Annotated in this window: 25 protein-coding genes; 11 read left to right on the top strand and 14 right to left on the bottom strand. The window is 54.9% G+C overall.

Annotation, left to right across the window (positions count from 1 at the left end; genetic code table 11):
- Position 1: 1 nt before the first annotated feature.
- From rfbA to clpS, 4 genes are all read right to left on the bottom strand, one after another.
- Complete coding sequence (gene rfbA / locus CAP31_RS10830) at positions 2-886, bottom strand: glucose-1-phosphate thymidylyltransferase RfbA (RefSeq protein ID WP_087447544.1); 885 nt, start codon at positions 884-886, stop codon at positions 2-4.
- Entirely contained in the window at positions 883-1,947 is a 1,065-nt protein-coding gene (gene rfbB / locus CAP31_RS10825; protein ID WP_087447543.1) for a dTDP-glucose 4,6-dehydratase, read from the bottom strand. The genes rfbA and rfbB overlap by 4 nt, the downstream gene beginning before the upstream one ends.
- Positions 1,948-2,153: 206 nt before the next feature.
- The gene (gene clpA / locus CAP31_RS10820) at positions 2,154-4,409 is read right to left on the bottom strand and encodes an ATP-dependent Clp protease ATP-binding subunit ClpA (RefSeq protein ID WP_087447542.1); all 2,256 of its coding nucleotides are present in this window, start codon (positions 4,407-4,409) and stop codon (positions 2,154-2,156) included.
- Entirely contained in the window at positions 4,410-4,718 is a 309-nt protein-coding gene (clpS, locus tag CAP31_RS10815) for an ATP-dependent Clp protease adapter ClpS (protein WP_087447541.1), read from the bottom strand. It lies immediately after the preceding gene.
- A 245-nt stretch (positions 4,719-4,963) separates the two neighbouring features.
- Between clpS and CAP31_RS10810 the strand changes: the two genes are divergently transcribed.
- The gene (locus tag CAP31_RS10810) at positions 4,964-5,167 is read left to right on the top strand and encodes a cold-shock protein (protein WP_087447540.1); all 204 of its coding nucleotides are present in this window, start codon (positions 4,964-4,966) and stop codon (positions 5,165-5,167) included.
- A gap of 135 nt (positions 5,168-5,302) precedes the next feature.
- On the opposite strand, the gene icd is transcribed toward CAP31_RS10810, so the two are convergent.
- Positions 5,303-6,547 carry an NADP-dependent isocitrate dehydrogenase gene (gene icd / locus CAP31_RS10805; RefSeq protein WP_087447539.1) on the bottom strand — a complete coding sequence of 415 codons (1,245 nt, stop codon included), beginning with the start codon at positions 6,545-6,547 and terminating at the stop codon, positions 5,303-5,305.
- Positions 6,548-6,585: 38 nt separating this feature from the next.
- On the opposite strand from icd, the gene CAP31_RS10800 reads away from it, so the two are divergent.
- The 5 genes from CAP31_RS10800 (at position 6,586) to mnmA (ending at position 9,653) form a co-directional block, all read left to right on the top strand.
- Positions 6,586-7,170, top strand: a complete 585-nt coding sequence (locus CAP31_RS10800) for a pseudouridine synthase (RefSeq protein WP_087447538.1) — start codon at positions 6,586-6,588, stop codon at positions 7,168-7,170.
- 86 nt (positions 7,171-7,256) lie between these two features.
- Positions 7,257-7,472 (top strand): hypothetical protein, encoded by a 216-nt coding sequence (locus CAP31_RS10795; protein WP_087447537.1) that lies wholly within the window; start codon positions 7,257-7,259, stop codon positions 7,470-7,472.
- A gap of 105 nt (positions 7,473-7,577) precedes the next feature.
- Positions 7,578-8,024, top strand: coding sequence for an NUDIX hydrolase (locus CAP31_RS10790; protein WP_087447536.1), 447 nt, complete (start codon positions 7,578-7,580; stop codon positions 8,022-8,024).
- Positions 8,021-8,560: a hypothetical protein gene (locus CAP31_RS10785; protein ID WP_087447535.1), complete on the top strand. Its 540-nt coding sequence runs from the start codon at positions 8,021-8,023 to the stop codon at positions 8,558-8,560. The genes CAP31_RS10790 and CAP31_RS10785 overlap by 4 nt, the downstream gene beginning before the upstream one ends.
- Positions 8,553-9,653: a tRNA 2-thiouridine(34) synthase MnmA gene (gene mnmA / locus CAP31_RS10780; RefSeq protein WP_087447534.1), complete on the top strand. Its 1,101-nt coding sequence runs from the start codon at positions 8,553-8,555 to the stop codon at positions 9,651-9,653. Before CAP31_RS10785 ends, mnmA begins: the two co-directional genes overlap by 8 nt.
- Here mnmA and orn read toward each other — a convergent pair.
- Positions 9,650-10,198 (bottom strand): oligoribonuclease, encoded by a 549-nt coding sequence (gene orn / locus CAP31_RS10775; RefSeq protein ID WP_087447533.1) that lies wholly within the window; start codon positions 10,196-10,198, stop codon positions 9,650-9,652. The two genes, mnmA and orn, sit on opposite strands and share 4 nt — an antisense overlap.
- Before the next feature lie 45 nt (positions 10,199-10,243).
- Here orn and CAP31_RS10770 point away from each other — a divergent pair, with 45 nt between their 5' ends.
- Together CAP31_RS10770 and CAP31_RS10765 are read left to right on the top strand one after the other, a co-directional pair.
- On the top strand, positions 10,244-11,506 hold the full coding sequence (locus CAP31_RS10770; protein ID WP_087447532.1) for a M48 family metallopeptidase: 1,263 nt from the start codon (positions 10,244-10,246) through the stop codon (positions 11,504-11,506).
- Between the two features lie 10 nt (positions 11,507-11,516).
- Complete coding sequence (locus tag CAP31_RS10765) at positions 11,517-11,825, top strand: cytochrome c (RefSeq protein ID WP_087447531.1); 309 nt, start codon at positions 11,517-11,519, stop codon at positions 11,823-11,825.
- Between the two features lie 40 nt (positions 11,826-11,865).
- Here CAP31_RS10765 and CAP31_RS10760 read toward each other — a convergent pair whose 3' ends face one another.
- Entirely contained in the window at positions 11,866-12,351 is a 486-nt protein-coding gene (locus tag CAP31_RS10760) for a DUF302 domain-containing protein (protein ID WP_157662733.1), read from the bottom strand.
- A gap of 54 nt (positions 12,352-12,405) precedes the next feature.
- On the opposite strand from CAP31_RS10760, the gene CAP31_RS10755 reads away from it, so the two are divergent.
- Entirely contained in the window at positions 12,406-12,762 is a 357-nt protein-coding gene (locus CAP31_RS10755; RefSeq protein WP_087447529.1) for a winged helix-turn-helix domain-containing protein, read from the top strand.
- Here the strand turns inward: CAP31_RS10755 and moaE are convergent.
- From moaE to CAP31_RS10725, 7 genes are all read right to left on the bottom strand, one after another.
- Positions 12,743-13,207, bottom strand: a complete 465-nt coding sequence (gene moaE, locus CAP31_RS10750; protein ID WP_087447528.1) for a molybdopterin synthase catalytic subunit MoaE — start codon at positions 13,205-13,207, stop codon at positions 12,743-12,745. The genes CAP31_RS10755 and moaE overlap by 20 nt on opposite strands.
- Positions 13,208-13,465, bottom strand: coding sequence for a molybdopterin converting factor subunit 1 (gene moaD, locus CAP31_RS10745; RefSeq protein WP_087447527.1), 258 nt, complete (start codon positions 13,463-13,465; stop codon positions 13,208-13,210). It lies immediately after the preceding gene.
- Entirely contained in the window at positions 13,462-14,664 is a 1,203-nt protein-coding gene (gene glp, locus CAP31_RS10740) for a gephyrin-like molybdotransferase Glp (protein ID WP_087447526.1), read from the bottom strand. Before glp ends, moaD begins: the two co-directional genes overlap by 4 nt.
- An 86-nt stretch (positions 14,665-14,750) precedes the next feature.
- Positions 14,751-15,308 carry an elongation factor P gene (gene efp, locus CAP31_RS10735; protein ID WP_087447525.1) on the bottom strand — a complete coding sequence of 186 codons (558 nt, stop codon included), beginning with the start codon at positions 15,306-15,308 and terminating at the stop codon, positions 14,751-14,753.
- A gap of 172 nt (positions 15,309-15,480) precedes the next feature.
- A complete protein-coding gene (pepN, locus tag CAP31_RS10730) occupies positions 15,481-18,129 on the bottom strand; it encodes an aminopeptidase N (RefSeq protein ID WP_087447524.1) in 2,649 nt (882 codons plus the stop codon).
- A gap of 319 nt (positions 18,130-18,448) precedes the next feature.
- The gene (locus CAP31_RS14840) at positions 18,449-18,700 is read right to left on the bottom strand and encodes a hypothetical protein (RefSeq protein WP_157662732.1); all 252 of its coding nucleotides are present in this window, start codon (positions 18,698-18,700) and stop codon (positions 18,449-18,451) included.
- A 111-nt stretch (positions 18,701-18,811) separates the two neighbouring features.
- Positions 18,812-18,991 (bottom strand): CsbD family protein, encoded by a 180-nt coding sequence (locus tag CAP31_RS10725; protein WP_087447523.1) that lies wholly within the window; start codon positions 18,989-18,991, stop codon positions 18,812-18,814.
- Positions 18,992-19,286: 295 nt separating this feature from the next.
- On the opposite strand from CAP31_RS10725, the gene CAP31_RS10720 reads away from it, so the two are divergent.
- Positions 19,287-21,398, top strand: a complete 2,112-nt coding sequence (locus tag CAP31_RS10720) for a catalase (protein WP_087447522.1) — start codon at positions 19,287-19,289, stop codon at positions 21,396-21,398.
- 78 nt (positions 21,399-21,476) lie between these two features.
- Entirely contained in the window at positions 21,477-22,301 is an 825-nt protein-coding gene (locus tag CAP31_RS10715; RefSeq protein ID WP_087447521.1) for an alpha/beta fold hydrolase, read from the top strand.
- Positions 22,302-22,348: the final 47 nt, after the last annotated feature.

Here is a 22,348-nt window from a genome sequence, read left to right as displayed (position 1 = left end):
ATTAAAACAGCCGTTCATTCAGCATCGCGATGAGGTACTGGCCGTAGCCGTTCTTTGCCAGCGGTTGTGCGAGTTTTTCCAGTTGGGCGGCATCGATGTAGCCCTGACGGTAGGCGATTTCTTCCGGGCAGGAGATTTTGAGACCCTGGCGTTTTTCGATGGTCTGGATAAAGGTCGATGCTTCGAGCAGCGATTCATGGGTGCCGGTATCCAGCCATGCATGGCCACGTCCCATCACTTCCACATGCAGTTGTTCCATATGCAGATAATGCCGGTTCACGTCGGTTATTTCCAGTTCGCCACGCGGCGAGGGCTTGAGGTTGCGGGCGATATCGATGACCTGATTGTCATAGAAATAGAGACCGGTGACCGCGTAGCGCGATTTGGGCTTGAACGGTTTTTCTTCCAGGCTGACGGCATTGCCTGCGGCATCAAACTCGACTACGCCGTAACGCTCCGGATCATGTACCGGGTAGGCGAATACGGACGCGCCGCTTGTTTTGGCGGAGGCCGTGCGCAGATCGTCGGAAAAGTCGTGTCCGTAAAAAATATTGTCGCCCAGCACCAAAGCGCTGTTGGCATTGCCGATGAAGTCGGCGCCGATGATGAAGGCTTGTGCCAGACCGTCCGGCGAGGCCTGGATTGCATAACTGAGGTTAATGCCCCATTGCTTGCCGTCGCCGAGCAGTTGTTCGAAGCGCGGCGTGTCTTGCGGGGTGGAAATGATCAGGATATCGCGTATCCCCGCCAGCATCAGCGTGGTCAGCGGATAGTAGATCATTGGTTTGTCGTACACCGGCAGCAGTTGTTTGGAGACTGCCTGGGTAACCGGATATAAGCGGGTACCGGAGCCGCCTGCCAGGATGATGCCTCTGCGTGCGTTCATGCTACGCTCCCGTATTGTTTTTCTATCCAGTGACGATATTCGCCGCTGGCGATGTTGGCGACCCAGTCCTGATTGTTCAGGTACCAGGCGACCGTTTTGCGGATGCCGGTTTCGAAGGTCTCCGCTGGCCGCCAGCCCAGTTCGCGCTCGATCTTGCTTGCATCGATGGCATAGCGGCGATCATGTCCTGCACGGTCTTTTACGTAAGTGATCAATTCGGCATGGGGGGTGACTGGCGAACCGGGATGCAACTCGTCGAGTATCGCACAGATGGTTTTGACTACGTCGATATTGGCTTTTTCATTCCAGCCGCCGATGTTATAGACTTCGCCGGCTGTACCGTTTGCAAGAACGGTGCGTATCGCGCTGCAATGATCGCCGACGTAGAGCCAGTCGCGTACGTTCAGGCCATCGCCGTAAATGGGCAGGGGCTTGCCTGCCACTGCGTTCATCATTACCAGCGGAATCAGCTTTTCAGGGAACTGGTAAGGACCGTAATTGTTGGAGCAATTGGTGGTGAGTACCGGCAAGCCGTAAGTGTGGTGGTAGGCCCGGACCAAATGGTCGGAGGCGGCTTTGGATGCGGAATACGGGCTGTTGGGCGCGTAGGCAGTGGTTTCGGTGAATGGTGCATCAGCCGAGCCGAGGGAGCCGTATACCTCATCGGTGGAAACATGGAGGAAACGAAACTGCGACCGGGCCGTCTCATGCAAATTGTTCCAGTGGTCGCGTACGGCTTCCAGCAAATGGAAAGTGCCGACTACGTTGGTCTGGATGAAGTCTTCCGGGCCGTGGATGGAGCGGTCGACATGGCTTTCCGCTGCGAAATTGATGATGGCACGCGGTTGGTATTCGCGTAATAGCCGGGCTATCAGATTTTGATCGCCAATATCGCCTTGCACAAAAATATGGCGAGTATCCGATGAGATGCTCGCCAGGTTTTGTAAATTGCCTGCATAAGTGAGTTTGTCCAGATTGATGACGGGCTCATCCGTCGTCTTTAACCAGTCCAGAACGAAATTCGCTCCAATAAAACCTGCACCACCAGTAACTAAAATCATGTGTCATCTCTTTAAAAATGAAAGTCGGGTTAAAAATACCCCAACCACTGCGGCATAAACAGTTTTGATTATTCAATAGTCATGTTGCCATTTTACTACAGTCTTGGGATTTTTGACAGACAAACACCGATATGTCATGTGTAGTTTTTACTACAGCATGACATATTCAGGTGTTTTTGAAAATGATCGGGATGTGCCGGAACCGACTAAACAACAGCCAGTTCCTCGCTAAAGCTCAGCTTCACATTGTCGTTTTCGTCAATGTCGACTGTGACCGAGCCGCCATTAGCCAGACGGCCAAACAGCAGTTCATCGGCCAGCGCCCGACGAATGGTATCCTGAATCAGGCGCGCCATCGGCCGTGCACCCATCAGCGGATCAAAACCTTTTTTGCCGAGGTAGGCTTTGAGTGCATCGGTGAAATGAGCATCCACTTTTTTCTCGTGGAGCTGATCTTCCAGCTGCATCAGGAATTTATCGACGACACGTAGAATAATGTCCTGCGATAATGGCGCAAAGGAAATGATCGCATCCAGCCGGTTGCGGAATTCCGGTGTAAACAGCCGCTTGATATCGGCCATTTCATCGCCCGTCTGGCTGGCGGCGGTAAAGCCAATGCTGGTTTTGGTCAGTGATTCGGCCCCGGCATTGGTGGTCATGACGATCACCACATTGCGGAAATCGGCTTTGCGGCCATTGTTGTCGGTAAGCGTTCCGTGATCCATCACCTGCAGCAGCACATTAAATACATCGGGATGTGCTTTTTCGATCTCGTCCAGCAACAAGACTGCGTACGGCGTTTTGGTAATGGCTTCGGTGAGCAATCCGCCCTGATCGAAACCGACATAGCCCGGCGGCGCACCGATCAGGCGCGATACGGCGTGGCGTTCCATGTATTCCGACATATCGAAGCGGATCAGCTCTATGCCCATCGTATAGGCCAACTGCCGTGCAACTTCGGTCTTGCCGACGCCGGTCGGACCGGAAAACAGGAACGAACCGATAGGCTTTTGCGGATTGCCGAGACCGCTACGTGCCATTTTGATGGCGGAAGACAGCGCGGCGATCGCATTGTCCTGGCCGAAGACCACGGCTTTGAGATCGCGATCCAGAGTTTTCAACGCATCGCGGTCATCGCTGTTGACATGCTTGGACGGGATGCGGGCGATTTTGGCGATAATCTCCTCGATCTCGCGTTTGCTGATGATTTTCTTTTGCTTTGACTTGGGCAGGATGCGTTGCGCAGCGCCGGCTTCGTCGATGACGTCGATGGCCTTGTCCGGCAAATGCCGGTCGTTGATGTAACGCGCAGACAATTCGGCCGCCGTGGTTAATGCCGAAGCAGTGTATTTCACGCCGTGGTGAGCTTCGAATCGTGACTTCAAGCCGCGCAGGATCGCTACGGTTTCATCGACGCTCGGTTCGTTCACGTCGATCTTCTGGAAGCGGCGTGACAGCGCGTGGTCTTTTTCAAAAATACCGCGATATTCGGTATAGGTGGTCGCGCCGATGCATTTGAGCTGTCCGGACGACAACGCAGGCTTTAGCAGGTTGGAGGCGTCCAGTGTGCCGCCCGATGCGGCACCCGCGCCAATCAGTGTGTGGATTTCATCGATGAATAAAATGGCATTGTTGTCGGCGTTGAGCTGCTTTAACACCGCTTTGAGGCGTTGTTCGAAATCGCCGCGATATTTGGTGCCGGCCAGTAATGCGCCCATATCCAGGGAATAGACGGTGCTGTCTTCCAGTATGTCGGGCACATCGCCTTCGATGATGCGGCGAGCCAGACCTTCGGCAATGGCGGTTTTGCCGACACCGGCTTCACCCACCAGCAACGGATTGTTTTTGCGACGACGGCACAGGGTCTGGATCACCCGTTCCAGTTCTGCCTCGCGTCCGATGAGCGGGTCGATCTTGCCTGCCAGTGCCTGCGCATTGAGATTCGAAGTGTAGCTGTCCAGCGCCGATGCAGGCGCCGCTTCTTCAGCATTTTCCGTCGCAGTGTCGCTGCGTTGCGATTCGGTTTGCGTGGTTTTGGTCGTGCCGTGCGAGATGTAATTGACGACATCGAGGCGAGTCAGTCCTTGCTGGGTCAGGAAGTACACCGCATGCGAATCCTTTTCGCCGAAAATCGCAACGAGCACATTTGCTCCGGTGACTTCTTTCTTGCCGGAGGATTGCACATGCAGTATCGCGCGCTGAATGACGCGCTGGAAACCGAGCGTAGGCTGGGTATCGATGTCTTCGGTGCCGGCGACGGTAGGCGTATGTTCGGTAATGAAATCGCCCAGTTGCTGGCGCAGGGTTTCAATGTTGATCGCACAAGCGCGCAACACTTCGGCAGCGGAAGGGTTGTCCAGCATGGCGAACAGCAGATGCTCCACGGTAATGAATTCGTGGCGCTTCTGTCGTGCGTCCATAAAGGCCAAATGCAAACTGACTTCCAATTCTTGAGCGATCATTTAATTTTCCTCCATCACGCATTGAAGCGGATGTTGATGCTGGCGAGCAAACGCGATCACCTGAGCGACTTTAGTGGCGGCGACATCGGCGGGATACAAACCGCAAACTCCGCGACCTTCAGTATGTACTTTGAGCATAATTTGTGTCGCTTGTTCATGAGTTTTGTGAAAAAAATGCTGGACCACATGCACTACGAAATCCATTGGCGTGTAATCGTCGTTGAGCAGCATTACTTTATGCAAAGGGGGTGGCTCAAGTTTTGCCTTGCTGGGCGCCAATAGTGTGTCGTCACGTTGTCGCGTAGCCATCTGTTCACTTTGTTTGTTAACCTGTCAGGTATTCATTTTGACGTCTCGAGCGAATTTTTCAAGTATTCCTTTGCAAATAATTAAAAATATTCACTTAGTGCTTGCTAAAAAATTTTTTCAGGAGTAAAAAGTGCACTGGAGTTTGATATCAAGGTTTTTGCAAGTCTGGTATTGCCGTTGTGCGATCTTGGTTCTCAAACAGTCCATGGCCGTTTTTGGCCTGTTTTTTATCAAGGAATGTAACAATGGCAACTGGCACAGTTAAATGGTTCAACGATTCTAAAGGTTTCGGTTTTATTACTCCTGACGACGGAAGCGAAGATCTTTTCGCACATTTTTCCGCAATCAATATGGGTGGTTTCAAAACCCTTAAAGAAGGCCAAAAAGTCAGCTTCGAAGTCTCCCAAGGACCTAAAGGCAAACAAGCTTCAAATATTCAGCCTGCTTAATTAGCTGTACTGAACTTTAAAAGGCGCGGAGTTTATCCGCGCCTTTTTTATTATTTGTACTTTTAGCCAGCTACTGCAGCGGCGTGACCGGCACGGTGACAAGCCATGCCAGCCAATCGCCTGCTTTAATTGCAATTACCGCATCTGTGCAATCATTGCGTCACCAAATGCCGAACATGACACCTGCGTTGCGCCATCCATCAACCGTGCAAAATCGTAAGTTACCGTTTTGTCGGCGATAGCGCCCTGCATCGCGTCGATAATCAGATCGGCCGCTTCAACCCAGCCCAAATGCCGCAACATCATTTCGGCAGACAAGATGATCGAACCCGGATTCACATAATCCTTGCCGGCATATTTCGGTGCGGTGCCATGAGTGGCTTCAAACATGGCAACCGAGTCGGACAGGTTTGCGCCCGGAGCGATGCCGATACCGCCAACTTCAGCGGCCAGGGCGTCGGAAATATAATCGCCATTGAGATTGAGTGTGGCAATCACATCATACTCATCCGGGCGTAACAGGATCTGCTGCAGGAACGCGTCGGCAATGACGTCCTTGATCACGATGCCGTTGGGCAACTGACACCACGGGCCGCCGTCGATCTCTACCGCGCCGAATTCGCGTTTGGCTAATTCGTAACCCCATTTCTTGAAGCCGCCTTCGGTGAACTTCATGATATTGCCTTTGTGCACCAGGGTCACTGAGCGGCGGCCATTGTCGATGGCGTATTGGATCGCACGGCGAATCAGGCGCTCGCTGCCTTCGATGGACACCGGCTTGATACCGATCGCAGAAGATTCAGGGAAACGGATTTTTTTGACGCCCATTTTCTTCTGCAAAAAGGCAATGACTTTTTTGACCTCAGCCGAACCGGCTTCCCATTCGATGCCGGCATAGATGTCTTCAGTATTTTCACGGAAGATGACCATGTCCACTTTTTCCGGCGCCTTGACCGGGCTGGGTACGCCCTGGAAATAGCGTACCGGACGCAAGCATACGTATAAATCCAGCATTTGCCGCAATGCCACGTTCAGTGAGCGCATGCCGCCGGAAGTCGGAGTGGTCAGTGGACCCTTGATGGATACGACGTATTCGCGTACGGCCTCTACGGTTTCTTCAGGCAGCCAGATGTCGTTGCCGTAGACCTTGACTGCTTTTTCGCCGGCATAGGTTTCCATCCAGGCGATTTTGCGCTGGCCCTGATAGGCTTTGGCAACTGCGGCATCAACGACTTTGCACATTACCGGGGTGATATCAACGCCGGTACCGTCACCTTCAATAAATGGGATAATGGGCTGGTCGGGCACATTCAGTGTTGCATCGGCGTTGACCGTGATTTTTTCGCCGAATGCCGGTAATTGTATGTGTTGATAAGACATAATTCTTCCTAATCTCAAGTCAAAAAAGTAAATCCAGTATGCGGCAAGTTATCCTGTTCAATAAACCCTATGGCGTGGTTTGCCAGTTCAGTCCTGATGGCAGGCATCCCACCCTGAAAGACTTCATTCCGATTGCTGACATCTATGCTGCCGGTCGGCTTGATACCGACAGTGAAGGTTTGCTTATTTTAACCGATGATGGTCGGTTACAGCATCAACTCGCTCATCCCATGCACAAATTACCCAAAACTTATTGGGTGCAGGTGGAAGGGGAGATTACCGATACCGCGTTGCAAACTCTGGCGCAAGGCGTTGATTTGGGCGACTTCGTAACCCAGCCTGCGTGTGCGGAACATATCGCCGAGCCAGCAGGGTTGTGGACGCGCACGCCGCCCGTGCGTTATCGGAAGCATATTCCGACGAGCTGGATTGCACTGACCATCACCGAAGGCAAGAATCGGCAAGTAAGGCGGATGACCGCCAAAACCGGTTATCCGACACTGCGTCTGATTCGTGCCCGGATCGGAGGATTCATACTCGATCAACTCGCACCCGGACAATATCGCTCTGTGGATGCAAATGAGATTGCAAATATTTTGCAGGAACCTGTCAACCGGCGTTAACCCGACCGCGTTAGTTGCTGTGACGATGATGATTTTTGTCGTCAAGCCACTTACTGATTTTTTATTTTAACTTTAAGGATATCAAAATGAACAAACTGTTATCTGCTATCATCGCTGCCGCTTTTGCCGCTGTTTCGTTCTCCGCTGTTGCAGCTGATGCTGCTGCACCAGCTGCTGAAGCACCTAAAGCTGAAATGGCTGCACCAGCCAAGCACAAAGTTAAAAAGCATCACGCCAAGAAAAAAGCTGCTGCTAAAAAAGAAGAAACCAAAAAAGACGAAGCCGCTCCAGCTGCCAAGTAATTAATTTGCAACATTAAAAAGGCAGGGTTTATTCCTGCCTTTTTTGTTGACCGGGTTTTGCATGATGCCATGCACAGGGTAGAATCAGTTTTTTGTGCGCGAACAATGATCTGGAAACCCCATGTAACGGTTGCCGCCGTGATTGAACAGGCAGGAAAATTTCTGCTGGTGGAAGAGAATACCTCTGATGGCGTTTTATTCAATCAGCCCGCGGGTCATCTTGATGCCGGCGAATCCATTATTGCCGCGGTGATCCGCGAGACGCTGGAGGAAACCGCTTACCATTTCGTACCGGAGTCGCTGATCGGGATTTATCAGTGGCACCAGCCTGCACATGACCGTACTTATTTACGTTTTGCTTTCGCTGGCCGAATTACCGGCCATGAGCCGGGGCGGGCATTGGATGCTGGCATTATCCGGGCGGTATGGCAGGCGCCGGAAGATATCCGTGCATCGCGGCAGCGTCATCGCAGCCCTTTGGTGAGCGACTGCGTTGACGATTATCTCGGCGGCGTGCGCTATCCGCTTACACTATTACGCCATTACGGATGAAATTCGTACTGGCACTGCTATGGCTGTGGCCTGCCGCAAGCGGGGCGGTGACAGTCGATATTTGTTACAATTACGGCTGTGCCGTCCATGCCAAAGTGGCGCTGACCAGTACGCAGATGCGGAATGTGCGCGAGCTGTTCAGGGATGCGGTTACTCCGCCGCAAGAGCGCGCCGCTATCTCACTGGGAATCGGTCTGCTCGAATCCTATGCAGCCGAACAAACGCCGACCGGTAATGACAAGGGCGGCAATGTGGCTGATGACGGGCGTGACGGGCGCATGGACTGTATCGATCATTCCCGCAATACCACTGCTTATCTGCATCTGCTCCAGCGTTTCGGATTCTTGTCATTTCATGATGTGCTGCCGCCCGTCGAGCGTGCGCCATTCGTGGTCAATGTGCATTGGGGCGCGCAAATTGAAGAGTTTGCCAGCGGACGAAAATTTGTCGTCGACTCGTGGTTCCGCGATAATGGCGCACCTGCAGTAATTTATCCTTTACAAGACTGGCTTCGTGGCACCTCACCTGATGAATAAAGCAAACCCCCATATTGTCGTCGGCATGTCCGGCGGTGTCGATTCCGCCGTGACCGCCTTGCTGTTAAAGCAGCAGGGCTACCGCGTCACCGGTGTCTTCATGAAAAACTGGGAGGACGATGAAGACGAAAACTGCCCGGCGCGTCAGGATTTTCTCGATGTGCTGGCTGTCGCCGAGATGATCGGTATCGAAGTGGAAGCGGTGAATTTCAGTGCCGAATACAAGGATCGCGTGTTCAGTTACTTTCTGCGGGAATATCAGGCGGGACGCACTCCGAACCCTGATGTGCTCTGCAATGCTGAAATCAAGTTCAAGGCTTTTCTCGATTATGCGATAGGACTGGGCGCTGAAAAAATCGCGACCGGGCATTACGCGCGCTTGCATGAGCGTGATGGCTTTTTCGAGTTGCATAAGGCTGTCGATTCGAGCAAGGATCAGAGCTATTTCCTGTATCGTCTGAACCAGGCGCAACTCTCCAGATCCATGTTCCCGCTGGGAGAGCTGCATAAAACCGAAGTGCGCAGAATCGCTGAACAAGCCGGTTTGCCCAATGCGGCGAAAAAAGACAGCACCGGCATCTGCTTCATCGGCGAACGTCCGTTCCGCGAGTTTTTGCAGCGCTATTTGCCGATACAGCCTGGCGACATGCGCACCCCGGAAGGTCGGGTAATGGGCCGGCATCAGGGTCTGATGTATCACACCATCGGACAGCGTCAGGGACTGGGTATTGGCGGCGCCGGCGAGCCATGGTTCGTTGCCGGCAAGGACATCGTCCGCAACGAGCTCATTGTCGTGCAAGGCCATGATCATCCGTTGCTCTACAGTTCGCGGCTGTTTGCTGCTGATCTGAGCTGGGCCGCGGGCACGGCACCCGATAGCGCGCAGGCTTATGCCGCCAAAACCCGTTACCGGCAGTCAGACGCGCCGTGCAGGTTGGTGCAGGTCACCGCCAATGCCGTGACGATTGCTTTCGACTCACCGCAATGGGCGGTAACGCCGGGGCAATCCGTGGTGCTGTATCAGGGCGATGTGTGCCTCGGCGGCGGCATCATTCAGGGCAGCGAACCTTCCGCTGCCGACTCGCTGGCTTAATCCAGCCGGATAAAGAGTTCGCGGTAATGGTTCATCTCGGCGATGGAGTCGTAAATATCCGATAGCGCCTCGTGTTTGCTGTTCTTGGTGAAGTTTTTGACGATCTCCGGTTTCCAGCGCTTGGCGAGTTCCTTGAGTGTGCTGACATCGAGGTTGCGGTAGTGGAAATATTCCTCCAGTTTCGGCATGTAACGCGCCAGAAAGCGGCGGTCCTGACAAATCGAATTGCCGCACATCGGCGAAATGCGGGCAGGGACATACTGCTTCAGAAAATCCAGCATTTGCTGTTCGACAGTAGTTTCGTTCAGCGTCGATGCCTTCACTTTGTCAATCAGGCCGGATTTGCCGTGCGTGCCTTTATTCCACGAATCCATGCCATCGAGTACGGCATCGCACTGATGCACAACCAGCACTGGGGCCTCGGCTATCGTGTTGAACTGGGAATCGGTCACTACCAGCGCGATTTCCAGAATACGGTCGGTATCGGGGAGTAAGCCGGACATTTCCATGTCTATCCAGATGAGGTTGTTTTGATCTTGTGCCATTTCGCTTCCAACGGTTAAAACCCAGATTGTGGCATAATCCTGAGCATGAATACATTTACTTTGATTTTCCTGAGCGCACTGGCGCTGACCACAGGGTTACGAGTCTGGTTGGCAATGCGGCAGATTCGGCATGTCCGGCAACATCGCGATAGCGTTCCCGCTGCTTTTACTGACCGGATCAGTCTGGAACAGCACCGGAAAGCAGCCGATTATACTGTCGCCAAGAGCCGTTTCTCGCTGCTGCAAATAACGCTGGAAGTACTGCTGGTATTGGGCTTTACGCTGGCGGGTGGCGTCGACTGGCTGGCCCGGTTCTGGTCCGGGCATGCGGACCGCATGATCGTGGCGAATGTCGCGCTCATTGCCAGTGTAATCGTGCTGAGCGGGCTGGCGGAACTGCCGTTGGAGATATACCGGAAATTCAGGCTGGAGCAGCGCTTCGGTTTTAATACCATGACAATGCGGCAGTTCCTCACCGATATGATAATGCAGCTGGTGCTGGGCGCGGTATTGGGCTTGCCGTTATTGTTTGCGGTGCTGTGGATCATCGCATCGGCAGGTGTCTACTGGTGGCTGTATGCCTGGCTGCTCTGGGTCGGATTCAATTTGCTGATACTGGCGATCTATCCCAATTTTATTGCGCCGCTATTCAACAAGTTCGAGCCGCTGCCCGACGGTGAGCTGAAACAGCGCATCTCTCAGCTGCTGCAGAAATGCGGTTTTGCCGCGCAAGGTTTGTTTGTGATGGATGGCTCCAAGCGCAGCCGTCACGGCAATGCTTACTTTACCGGGTTTGGCAAGAGTAAGCGTATCGTATTGTTCGACACGCTGCTCAAGCACCTGCAGTCCAGCGAGATAGAAGCGGTCCTGGCGCATGAGTTGGGGCATTTCCATCACCGGCATGTGATGAAACGCATGGTGTGGATATTCGGCATGAGTCTGGCATTCCTGTGGGTGCTCAATATGCTGATGACCAGCCCGTGGTTTTTCGCCGGTCTGAATGTCTCGCAAATTGGTGCCGGCGCCGGCTTCGTGCTGTTCTTTCTGGTATTGCCCATTTTCACTTTACCGTTGCAGCCGCTTTCCAGCGTGTATTCGCGTAAGCACGAATTCGAGGCGGATCAGTATGCAGCGCAGCATGCCGAGGCTGGCAATCTGATTAGTGCACTGATCAAGCTTTATCGTGATAATGCAGCAACGCTGACGCCTGACAGCTTATATTCATTGTTTTACGATTCACATCCGAATGCCCAGCAGCGGGTAGCGCGTTTATCTTCTTCGGTGCATAATGAAGCAATCATTTTTTGAAGGAGTGGATATGAAACAACTACTTGTCGCATTAGCGCTGGTGAGCATTTCCAGCACGTCTCTGGCCGCGCCCTTTGAGAAAGGTGACCCGAAGATCGGCAAAGCCCTGGTTGATAAGTCCTGTCAGAGCTGCCATGCGTCGATGTTCGGCGGTGATGCCTCCAGAATCTATACCCGTCCGGATCACAAGGTTAAAACCCCGCAACAATTGGCTGCACGCATCAGCGCTTGCAATGCCAATACCGGAACAGGCTGGTTCCCCGAAGATGAGGCGCACGTTGCCGCGTATCTGAATCAGCAGTACTACAAGTTCAAGTAAACCCCGGCAGACAAGCCGGGCGCGTGCCTGCGGATACGGATTACATCGCCAGGGAAATACCTTCCTGGATGATGTCGTTAAGCAACTTTTTGACTTCGAGGAAAACTGCTGCGGATGTCTTGTCACTGACGGCAGGCGGGATGCGATAGGCGACGTAAATGGTGTTCGGCTGGGCTGGCAGGTTATACACGGCGATGCTGTACGGGCACATCAGAATATTGGCCGGATTGGCTGCCATCATCTTGCGCGAAAGCACCGCGCTGCAAAACTCTATTTGTTCCGCATTCAGATAGATTTGCTGGGTCGCGCCCAGGTCTTTTCCGGTACGGTCGAGCATCTCACTGATATGATTGATATGATTGATTTTCAAACCGCGTCCTTCCACAGCGGTGACCAGAGAATCGCGTACGCTGTCGAAATCGCCCTTGACCGTGTAGATTTTGCTGAATCCGCTGGTGTCCGCCGCAATGGCAGGCAGGTTGATGCCCAGTATGAGCAAGACCAGGCCGGTTAGAATCGTTTTCATGCTGCACCTCCTCGATAACATTAGTAATAATTTTTGCATTATGAGTACACGCAAATGACAACACTATCTGACACGCAAGTATGGGGCAGAGTATGGATAACGCGCAATGGTAGAAATTTCATTGGGCGCGGGCGTGTGGAACTGCTAAAGAAGATCGGCGAAATGGGTTCGATCTCGAAAGCCGCCAAATCGATGAAGATGAGCTACAAGGCGGCGTGGGATGCGGTAGATGCGATGGGAAATGCCTTCGGTCAGGCCGTGGTCACCACTAGCACTGGCGGTAAAGGCGGCGGCGGGGCGCAACTGACTCTGAAAGCCCATCAGGTGATTGCTGCGTTTGAAAAAATGGAATCGCAGCATGCGCAGATGCTGCAGACGCTGACCGCCGAGTTTAACGCGATGATGGCTTAACCCAGCGCTGCGTGGCATTTTCGTCGGTCTCGCGTGCATCCACCCAGCGCGCGCCTTGCGGAGTAAGTTCCTTTTTCCAGAACGGTGCGCTCGTCTTCAAAAAATCCATGATGAATTCGCAAGCGGCGAACGCGTCATGGCGATGCATGGAAGCCACTGTGACCAGTACGATCTGGTCGCTCGGATACAAGTCGCCGATACGATGGATGATGGTAGCGTCGATGATCTGCCAGCGTTGTGCAGCTTCGGCTGCGATCGCGCGCAAGGCCTTTTCCGTCATTGCCGGATAATGCTCCAGACTCATCGCGGCAACGGAGCTGCCGTCGTTGATGTCGCGTACCAGGCCGACAAAACTCGCTATCGCGCCGATTTGCGGCTGGTTGGCACGCATGGCGGCGACTTCGGTGCTGAGATCGAAATCTTCGCTTTGAACCGCGATTTTCATTTAACCTCCGGTCACCGGCGGGAAGATGGCGACTTCGTCGCCGGCCTCGATCGGCGCGACCTGATCGACCAGCCCCTGATTGACTGCCACGCGATACGCCTTGCCGGCCGCCAACTGTTCGGCCCATACGCCGCCGCGGGCACGCAGCACATCCAGCAGCATCGCTACCATCACGGCGTTATCCGGCAGCGCTACGGTTTCTTCGCTGATGCCGAACTGTTCACGCAATCTGGCGAAATAGAGTACTTTGACGTTCATTGCAGCACTTCGCTAAAAGGGATGAATCTAACCATATCACCAATCCGGATGGTTTGCCCGATTTCCAGATCGACGAAGCCATTGGCCCAGACGGTGGAATTGAGCACGCCCGAACTCTGGTTCGGATAGAGCTGAACTTCGAGCTCGCCGTCGTCGGCAATCCGGGTGCGGCCGCGCAGGAACTCGCGGCGATCGCCGGATTTCAGCCATTCGCTGGCGGCACGTACGCGATAAATCGTTGGGCGCAATTGCGTTGCGCCCATGCGTTTGAGCAGGAACGGCCGGGCAAACAGGCTGAATGTTGCAAATGCCGATACCGGATTGCCGGGCAAGCCGATGAAATCGGCTTCACCGATACGACCAAAAGCCACTGGTTTGCCCGGCTTCATCGCGACTTTCCACAAGTCTATCGTCCCCAGTTGGCTGACGGCGGCTTTGACATGGTCTTCTTCGCCGACCGAGACGCCGCCGCTGGTGATGATGACGTCAGCCAGGGTGGCTGCGCGGTGTAGGGTGGCTATGGTGTCGCTCAGCGTGTCGGGAATCGCGCCCATATCTATCCATTCGCATTCCAGTGCCTGCACCAGGCCGGTCAGCGTATAGCGGTTGGAGTTGTAAATCTGTCCGGGTTGCAGCGCGGTGCCGGGCTGTGCCAATTCGTCGCCGGTGGAAAAGCTTGCCACTTTCAGACGGCGGTATACCGGCAGCGTCGCCAGTCCGACCGATGCGGCCAGCCCCATGTGGGCTGCGCCGATACGGGTGCCGGGCGGCAGTATCTCGGCGCCGGCCATGATGTCTTCGCCCGCACGGCGGATATTGTCGCCGGGTTTGACCGGGCGTTGTACATGGATGGTGTTGCCGTCGACCGTGCAATGTTCCTGCATTACCACCGCGTCGGCACCCGGCGGGATCGGTGCGCCAGTGAAAATGCGCGCCGCACTGGCGATCTGCAGCGGCTCGCCCATATGGCCGGCCGCGATGCGCTGCGAGACCAGTAAAGGCTGGCCGCCATGGCATTCTGCGGCGCGTACCGCATAGCCGTCCATTGCGCTGTTGTCCAGCGGCGGTACGGTGATGGCGGACACCTGGGCAGCCGCCAGTACGCGTCCGCCGGCAGCCTCGGTCGGCAGGGTCTCGGTTGCGGTCAAAGCGCGGGCGCGATCCAGTAATTCGCTTAACAGTTGATCTGCAGTCAGCACGGCATGCTCCTTGAAAATAAAAAAGCAGCCGAAGCTGCTTTGCTACCGATTAACCATCCGCGGTTGTAGCGAATGGTTAATCTGCATCAGTTAACGCGACGCTTGAATTCGTTGGTGCGGGTATCGATCTCGATTTTATCGCCGATTTCGACAAAGGCAGCCACCGGGATTTCAAAGCCGGTAGAGATTTTTGCAGGCTTCAGCACTTTACCCGAAGTGTCGCCACGTACGGCAGGCTCGGTGTAAATCACTTCGCGCACAACCGTGGTAGGCATTTCTACGGAGATGGCTTTGCCATTGTAGAACATCACTTCCAGCGGCATTGCGTCTTCCAGATAGTTCAGCGCGTCGCCCATGTTGTCGGCTTCGATTTCATACTGGTTGTATTCACCGTCCATGAACACGTACATGGGATCGGCAAAATAGGAGTAGGTGCAATCCTTGTAATCCAGTTGCACGGTTTCGAATTTTTCATCTGCCTTGTACACGGCTTCTGCGGTCGCACCGGTAAGCAGATTCTTCATCTTCATTTTCACCACCGAAGCATTACGCCCGGATTTGCTGAATTCGGCCTTCTGTACCACCATTGGGTCGTTGCCGACCATGAATACGTTACCTGCGCGTAGCTCTTGTGCTGTTTTCATCTGATATTCCTGCGATTGGGTATTAGGTAAATAAATAATCGGGCATTTTAACCGATACTGGCAAATTTCACCAAACTCGTTGAAAAATAGGCTACTTCAAGCGTCGGATATGGCGACGTTTTTCTGATTTTCAACTGAGCGCTGTGCATTGGCCAGTTAGTCACGCCCTGATCTATGCCAGGCTCTTCGACGCTATTTCATAGGCGTCTCTGGATAATCCCGGGTGGGTCAGGATGCGTTGCAGTTGCGCTTGCATCAGCGCCTGACGCTTCGTGTCATATTTGCGCCAGCGGCTGAGCGTGCTCAGCATGCGCGCCGCCACGGAAGGATTGAACGCATCGAGCTGCAATACCTTATCGGCCAGGAACTGATAACCCTCTCCGGAGGCTTCATGGAAGCGCACCGGGTTGGCGCGCGCGAATGCGCCTATCAGCGAATAGACCTTGTTCGGGTTCGTGATTTCGAATGCCGGATGCGTGGTTAACGTACGGACTTCTGCGAGCGTCTCTGGCAGCTTGGACGTGGCTTGCAGCCCGAACCATTTATCCAGTACCAGCGGGTCATGTTGCCATTTGGCATAAAACGCCGCCAGTGCAGGCGCGCGTTCCGCACAGTCGGCATTGGTCAGTGCAGCCAGCGCGGCGATGCTGTCGGTCATGTTGTCCGCGTGTTCGAATTGCTGCAGGCACAGCTTGCGCGACACGGAGTCGTTCAATGTCATCAGGTAGCCGAGGGCGAGATTCTTCAGGCTGCGTCTGGCGACGTGTACGGAATCAAAGCGGTAAGTGCCGCTGGTGGAGTTGGCATGATAGGCGGCCTCAAATGCGCCGCGCAGGCGTTCGGCCAGTGTCTGGCGCACGAATTCCCGCGCCAGATGGATGCCGTCCACATCGACTACATCCATCGCCTCCGCCAGATAGAGTTCGCTCGGCAAGCTCAGCAGCTGCGCCACCAGCGCCGGGTCGAGATCGCTTCCCAGCGCCTTGGCAAGCGCCTGCACGAAAGTGTCCTCGAGGTGCATTTCCTTGCCGTTACGGTGGATGGCGACCAGTTCCAGAATGATCTCCCCGGCGAGACGCTGGCCGGCTTCCCAGCGGTTAAAGGCATCGCTGTCGTGTGCCAGCAGAAATGCCAGCTGTTCACGCGTGGTATCCGTATGCAGTTTGACCGGTGCGGAAAAACCGCGCAGCAGCGATGGCAGCGGCGGCTGCGCGACATTGATGAAGCGGAATTCCTGTTGAGCCTCGCGTAATTCGAGCACGCGTGTCGTTCCCGTCGCAGCGCTTTCGCCTTCGAGTTGCAGCGGCATATCCATTCCTTGCGCATCCAGCAGTCCCATGGCGACGGGCAGATGGAACGGCGCTTTATGCGGCTGCCCCGGCGTGGGCGGGCAGGTTTGCCTGAGCGTCAGCGTGTAGACTTGGGCGGCCGCGTCATAATGACCGGTTGCACTGATCCCGGGTGTCCCGGCCTGGGTGTACCAGCGCCGGAACTGGGTGAGATCGCGCTGGTTGGCGTCTTCCATGGCACGGACGAAATCGTCCGTGGTGACCGCTTGGCCGTCGTGGCGTTCGAAGTACAAATCCATGCCCTTGCGGAAGCCGTTCGCCCCGAGCAGGGTGTGCATCATGCGGATGACTTCGGCGCCTTTGTTATAGATGGTGCTGGTGTAGAAATTGCCGATCTCGATATAGGAGTCGGGGCGTACTGCATGCGCCATCGGCCCGCCGTCTTCCGGAAACTGCACGGTGCGCAGCGAGCGTACGTCGTTGATACGCTTCACCGCGCGCGAGGACATGTCGGCGGAGAATTCCTGATCGCGGAATACGGTGAGTCCTTCTTTCAGGCTGAGCTGGAACCAGTCGCGGCAGGTGACGCGGTTGCCGGTCCAGTTGTGGAAATATTCGTGGCCGATCACGCTCTCGATGCCGTCAAAATCCGCATCGGTAGCGGTTTCCGGCTTGGCCAGCACATATTTTGAATTGAACAGGTTCAGCCCCTTGTTTTCCATCGCGCCCATATTGAAGTCGTCGACGGCCACGACCATGTAAATATCCAGATCGTATTCCAGGCCGAACGTTTCCTCATCCCAGCGCATCGCGCGTTTCAGGGATTGCATCGCGTGCGCGGTTTTATCCAGATTGTGATGCTCGACATAAATGCGCAAGGCGACGCTGCGACCGGAGCAGGTGACGAAGGTGTCGTCCACAACCGCCAGATCCCCGGCCACCAGCGCGAACAGGTAGCTGGGTTTTCTGAACGGGTCCACCCATTTTGCCCAGTGCCTGCCGCCTTCCAGCTCGCCCTGAGCCACCAGATTGCCGTTGGACAGCAGTTGCGTGTATTTACGGTCGGCGACGATGGTCGTCGTGTATTTTGCCATCACGTCCGGCCGGTCGAGGAAGTGGGTGATCTTGCGGAAGCCCTCCGCCTCGCACTGGGTACAGAAATGGTCGCCGGATTTATACAGACCTTCCAGCGCCTTGTTGTCCTGCGGCCTGATCTCGGTGACGATCTCCAGGACGAACGATGCCGGAACGCCGGCAATAGACAGGGTTGCATCGGTGATCCGGTATTGCCCGGCAGGTACAGTCTGATCGTCGAGTTTTAGCGACAGCAGTTTCAGCTGCTCGCCCTGCAGTACCAGAGGCTCGGCAGCAGCGGCATTGCGAGTCAAGACCATGCGCGAAGTAACGCGGGCATGGTCGTCAAACAGATCGAAGTGCAGGTCTGCCGTATCGATCAGGTAGGGCGGTGCGGCGTAGTCTTTTAACAGAATGGCTTTGGGCGCATCGGTTATTATTTTGTCTGGGGCATTCATGAATTAATCCGTAAGTATAGGCTGGCATTGGCGGCCACCAGGTTGTCTGTAATGGGCGGTGGCGTGGGTGAACTCTACCGCCAGCCAACATGGCATGCAAGTTTATCGGCTCAGTCATTGCGGCGTCATGCGTAATCAGTCTATGAATCGCGATCCTGCGGCTGGACGAGGGTTGCCGTTATGGCTTGCGGCGGTGCGCCGAGGTAGTTGGTTTCAGGGCCACCGCAGGTGGATATGCCTTAATGGATTAAGGCCGGCGATAAGGATTGAGTGGTCTTGTCAGCTTATAGTAAAGCGAATCGCTTGTATTGATACCTTCTCAAGTCCAGTGTGATTTCTTTTGTGGGGGAAGGTTTCTCAGGTCGAATACGGGCCTTTTCTCCAGATTCTGTTCCGCATTATGGCAATCCGCTACTCTGGAAAATTTGCGCGGTTGTGCATTGGCGCTTATGCCTGCACCCTTGCCGCATGATGCGGCATTGCTCATGCTCGAGACCGTGGCGAATGAAATGAATACGGCCACTGCCATGAGTCTGGCGCGGGTCTGCCGGACGGCGATTGATTGCATCATGGTATAAGCTCCCCATAGATACTGACTACAGGGGTCTGTAGCCAATATCTGCATCTGCCCCGAAAAATCCAGTCAGATTTGACTGGATCGCATCAGGATTCATGCCGGAATTCATTTGTTTGCATCCTTGATGAATTCTTTGGCGTCACCTACGCCTTTTTGTAACTTGCCCGAGACTTGTTTCTCAAGCCCTTTGACTTGCTGCGTCTTGCTTCCGGTCAGTTTGCCGACCTCTTCCTGCGTTTTGCCGGCAATGTCTTTTGCGGCGCCTTTGATTTGATCCTTGTTCATGATTGAACTCCTTGTAAATGATTAAAAAATCCGGTCAGGCTGACGAACCGTCATTTAGCTGCCTGTACCGAAGTAGGTGACAGCTTCAAGATAGACCTGATAAAGATGCAGTTCTGTACGGTGGCGTACGTTAAAAATGTACGCCACCGTACAGACGGCCTGGGAGGACAGAATTAAGGTAGCGCTTAATACCTTCTTCCTGTTGGCGGGCTTAAACGGGAATTATTCGATTCGGCGCATCGTCTTTTTCGTTGCAGGAACGGCTAAACCGATGTGCTTATCAAGGAGATGAATCTTGAGCAAAGAAAATCAAAAGGTAGCGGGCCGTTCCGGAAGGCAGTCAAAGAATCCGGTTTCCCTTGAGAATTCGCAATCAGCGCCAAGCGGCGAGTTGCATCAGTTGGCGGGCGGCGAGCATCCGCCTCTCACCACGAATCAGGGTGTCGAGGTTGCCGATAACCAGAATTCGCTTAAAGCCGGTGTGCGCGGGCCGGTGTTGCTGGAGGATTTTATCCTCCGCGAAAAGATCACTCATTTCGATCATGAGCGCATTCCCGAGCGTATCGTCCATGCGCGTGCGACCGGCGTGCACGGGTATTTCGAGCTGACTGCCTCACTGCAGCAGTACACCACTGCACGCATCCTCACCGAGGTGGGCGAAAAGACGCCTGTATTTACGCGCATATCAACAGTCGCCGGCGGAGCGGGTTCGGTCGACACGCCGCGCGACGTACGCGGGTTTGCGGTCAAGTTTTACACCAGGGAAGGCAACTGGGATCTGGTCGGCAATAACATCCCGGTGTTTTTCATTCAGGATGCGATCAAGTTTCCCGACCTCATCCACGCGGTAAAGATGGAACCCGACCGCGGTTATCCGCAGTCGGCAACCGCGCATGACACGTTCTGGGATTACATGTCGCTCACGCCCGAAGCCATGCACATGGTAATGTGGATCATGTCGGACCGTACGCTGCCGCGCTCGCTGCGCATGATCGAGGGTTTCGGCATCCATAGTTTCCGTTTGATCAACGCAGCCGGCGAATCGACTTTCGTCAAATTCCACTGGCGTCCCAAGCTCGGCCTGCAGTCGACTGTCTGGGACGAGACCGTCAAGATTTCAGGCGCCGATCAGGATTTCCATCGCCGTGACATGTTCGAAGCGATCGAGGCCGGCCATTATCCCGAGTGGGAACTGGCGGTCCAGCTTTTTACCGAGGAAGAAGCGGGCAAATTCCCCTTCGATCATCTGGACGCGACCAAGCTGATTCCGGAAGAACTGGTGCCCTTGCAGGTAATCGGGCGCATGGTGCTGGATCGCTGGCCCGACAATTTCTTTGCCGAGACCGAACAGGTGGCTTACTGCCCGGCCAATATCGTGCCCGGCATCGATTTCTCCAATGATCCGTTACTGCAGGGGCGGCTGTTTTCCTATCTCGATACCCAGCTCTCGCGTCTGGGCTCGCCCAATTTTCACCAGATTCCGGTCAATATGCCCAAATGCCCGTTCGCCAATCAGCAGCGCGACGGCCACATGCAGATGACGCAACCGGCCGGCCGCGTGGCGTACGAACCGAATTCCCTGTCGGGGGACTCGCCGCGTGAAACGCCGCAGGGGTTCCGCAGCGCTGCGGTTACCGAAACCGGCGAGAAAGGCCGCATCCGGCCCGAGCGTTTTGCCGATCATTACAGTCAGGCGCGTCAGTTCTATATCAGCCAGACCCCGCATGAACAGACCCATATCGCCTCGGCGTTGGTGTTCGAGCTCTCCAAGGTCGAGCATGTACATGTACGCAAGGCGATGGTCGGCCACTTGCTGCATATCGACGCCGATCTCGCCAGACGCGTTGCTGGAGGTCTGGCGCTGGACGCAATGCCGGAGGCGCCGCCGACCGCAGCGCCGATCCTGAAGCTGCCGCCTTCGCCTGCCTTGCGGACCATTGGCAAGATGAAAGATACGCTGATGGGGCGCGTCATCGGCATCCTTGTCGCGGATGGTTCCGATGCTGCCGCAGTCAGCAAGCTCAAAAAGGCTGCGACCGATGCCGGTGCTACTGTCAGGATCGTTGCGCTCAAAGTGGGCGGCGCGAAGCTGGCCGATGGCTCGATGCTCGCGGCAGACGGACAGCTTGCAGGCACGCCTTCGGTGCTGTTTGATGCAGTCGGCGTCATTCTTTCCGACGAGGGCGCAAAAACCCTGGCGGGGGAAGCTGCCGCCATCGACTTCATACGCGATGCGTATGGTCATCTCAAGGCCATTGTCTTTGACAAAGGCGGCCAAGCGCTTGTGAAAATGGCGAATATCAAAGCGGACGCCGGCGTCGTGGCGGCCAGCGATATCGATGCATTCATCGCTGCGGCAAAAACGCGGCAATGGGCCCGGGAAAAGTCGGTACGAATTCTGGCGTAGCCACTGTAAGGGCATATCGTAAATATGAACGGAGACAGGGAAGGGCGGCCTTTCCGATAAATGAACAAGGAAGCGAGAATGAGCAGAATCACAACGCAGGACGGAGCATGCATCTATTACAAGGATTGGGGTGTCGGGCAGCCCGTGGTATTCAGTCATGGCTGGCCGCTCAACGCGGACAGCTGGGAGGGCCATATGGTCTATCTGGCCTCCAACGGCTATCGCTGCATCGCGCATGATCGCCGCGGCCACGGCCGCTCGAGCCAGTCGTGGAATTATAATGACATGGATACTTATGCCGATGATCTCGCCGAACTGATGGAGACGCTGAATCTGCAGGATGCCGTATTGATAGGATTCTCGGCGGGCGGCGGCGAGATTGCACGTTATATCGGCCGGCATGGCAGCAAACGGGTGTCCAAGGTCGCGCTGGTCTCCGCCGTGCCGCCGCTGATGCTGAAAACGCCGGAAAACCCCGGCGGTTTGCCGATGGAGACGTTCGACGAGATACGCCAGCACTCCATCGATGACCGTTCGCAATACTACAAGGATCTCGCCAGTGGCCCGTTCTATGGTGCCAACAGGCCGCGTTCGCGGGTTTCGGAAGGCACGATGGCCTCGTTCTGGCTACAGGGCATGCAGGCGGGGCATAAAAACACCCTGGATTGCATCAAGGCGTTCTCGGAAACGGATTTCACCGAAGATCTCAAAAAAATCGACGTGCCGACGCTGATTGTGCACGGCGACGATGACCAGATCGTGCCTATCGGCGCGTCGGCACTGCATTCGTCGAAGCTGGTGAAGAATGCGACCCTGAAGATTTATCCGGGCGCGCCGCACGGCCTCACGGACACCCATAAGGCGCAGCTCAGCGCCGATCTGCTGGCGTTTATCCGGGCCTGAAGGAGCGCTTAACCGGAGTGGCAATGTCGCAAGGTGGATTTCATGAA

It is taken from the genome of Sulfuriferula sp. AH1, from assembly GCF_002162035.1.
GTDB lineage: Bacteria > Pseudomonadota > Gammaproteobacteria > Burkholderiales > Sulfuriferulaceae > Sulfuriferula.
Note: the sequence above shows the minus strand (reverse complement) of the source record. Positions and strands in the feature narration are given on the sequence as shown.

Coding starts and splice junctions, on each gene's coding strand:
- rfbA (WP_087447544.1), bottom strand. CDS start 886: ATGAACGCACGCAGAGGCATCATCCTGGCAGGCGGCTCCGGTACCCGC.
- rfbB (WP_087447543.1), bottom strand. CDS start 1,947: ATGATTTTAGTTACTGGTGGTGCAGGTTTTATTGGAGCGAATTTCGTT.
- clpA (WP_087447542.1), bottom strand. CDS start 4,409: ATGATCGCTCAAGAATTGGAAGTCAGTTTGCATTTGGCCTTTATGGAC.
- clpS (WP_087447541.1), bottom strand. CDS start 4,718: ATGGCTACGCGACAACGTGACGACACACTATTGGCGCCCAGCAAGGCA.
- CAP31_RS10810 (WP_087447540.1), top strand. CDS start 4,964: ATGGCAACTGGCACAGTTAAATGGTTCAACGATTCTAAAGGTTTCGGT.
- icd (WP_087447539.1), bottom strand. CDS start 6,547: ATGTCTTATCAACACATACAATTACCGGCATTCGGCGAAAAAATCACG.
- CAP31_RS10800 (WP_087447538.1), top strand. CDS start 6,586: ATGCGGCAAGTTATCCTGTTCAATAAACCCTATGGCGTGGTTTGCCAG.
- CAP31_RS10795 (WP_087447537.1), top strand. CDS start 7,257: ATGAACAAACTGTTATCTGCTATCATCGCTGCCGCTTTTGCCGCTGTT.
- CAP31_RS10790 (WP_087447536.1), top strand. CDS start 7,578: ATGATCTGGAAACCCCATGTAACGGTTGCCGCCGTGATTGAACAGGCA.
- CAP31_RS10785 (WP_087447535.1), top strand. CDS start 8,021: ATGAAATTCGTACTGGCACTGCTATGGCTGTGGCCTGCCGCAAGCGGG.
- mnmA (WP_087447534.1), top strand. CDS start 8,553: ATGAATAAAGCAAACCCCCATATTGTCGTCGGCATGTCCGGCGGTGTC.
- orn (WP_087447533.1), bottom strand. CDS start 10,198: ATGGCACAAGATCAAAACAACCTCATCTGGATAGACATGGAAATGTCC.
- CAP31_RS10770 (WP_087447532.1), top strand. CDS start 10,244: ATGAATACATTTACTTTGATTTTCCTGAGCGCACTGGCGCTGACCACA.
- CAP31_RS10765 (WP_087447531.1), top strand. CDS start 11,517: ATGAAACAACTACTTGTCGCATTAGCGCTGGTGAGCATTTCCAGCACG.
- CAP31_RS10760 (WP_157662733.1), bottom strand. CDS start 12,351: ATGAAAACGATTCTAACCGGCCTGGTCTTGCTCATACTGGGCATCAAC.
- CAP31_RS10755 (WP_087447529.1), top strand. CDS start 12,406: ATGACAACACTATCTGACACGCAAGTATGGGGCAGAGTATGGATAACG.
- moaE (WP_087447528.1), bottom strand. CDS start 13,207: ATGAAAATCGCGGTTCAAAGCGAAGATTTCGATCTCAGCACCGAAGTC.
- moaD (WP_087447527.1), bottom strand. CDS start 13,465: ATGAACGTCAAAGTACTCTATTTCGCCAGATTGCGTGAACAGTTCGGC.
- efp (WP_087447525.1), bottom strand. CDS start 15,308: ATGAAAACAGCACAAGAGCTACGCGCAGGTAACGTATTCATGGTCGGC.
- pepN (WP_087447524.1), bottom strand. CDS start 18,129: ATGAATGCCCCAGACAAAATAATAACCGATGCGCCCAAAGCCATTCTG.
- CAP31_RS14840 (WP_157662732.1), bottom strand. CDS start 18,700: ATGATGCAATCAATCGCCGTCCGGCAGACCCGCGCCAGACTCATGGCA.
- CAP31_RS10725 (WP_087447523.1), bottom strand. CDS start 18,991: ATGAACAAGGATCAAATCAAAGGCGCCGCAAAAGACATTGCCGGCAAA.
- CAP31_RS10715 (WP_087447521.1), top strand. CDS start 21,477: ATGAGCAGAATCACAACGCAGGACGGAGCATGCATCTATTACAAGGAT.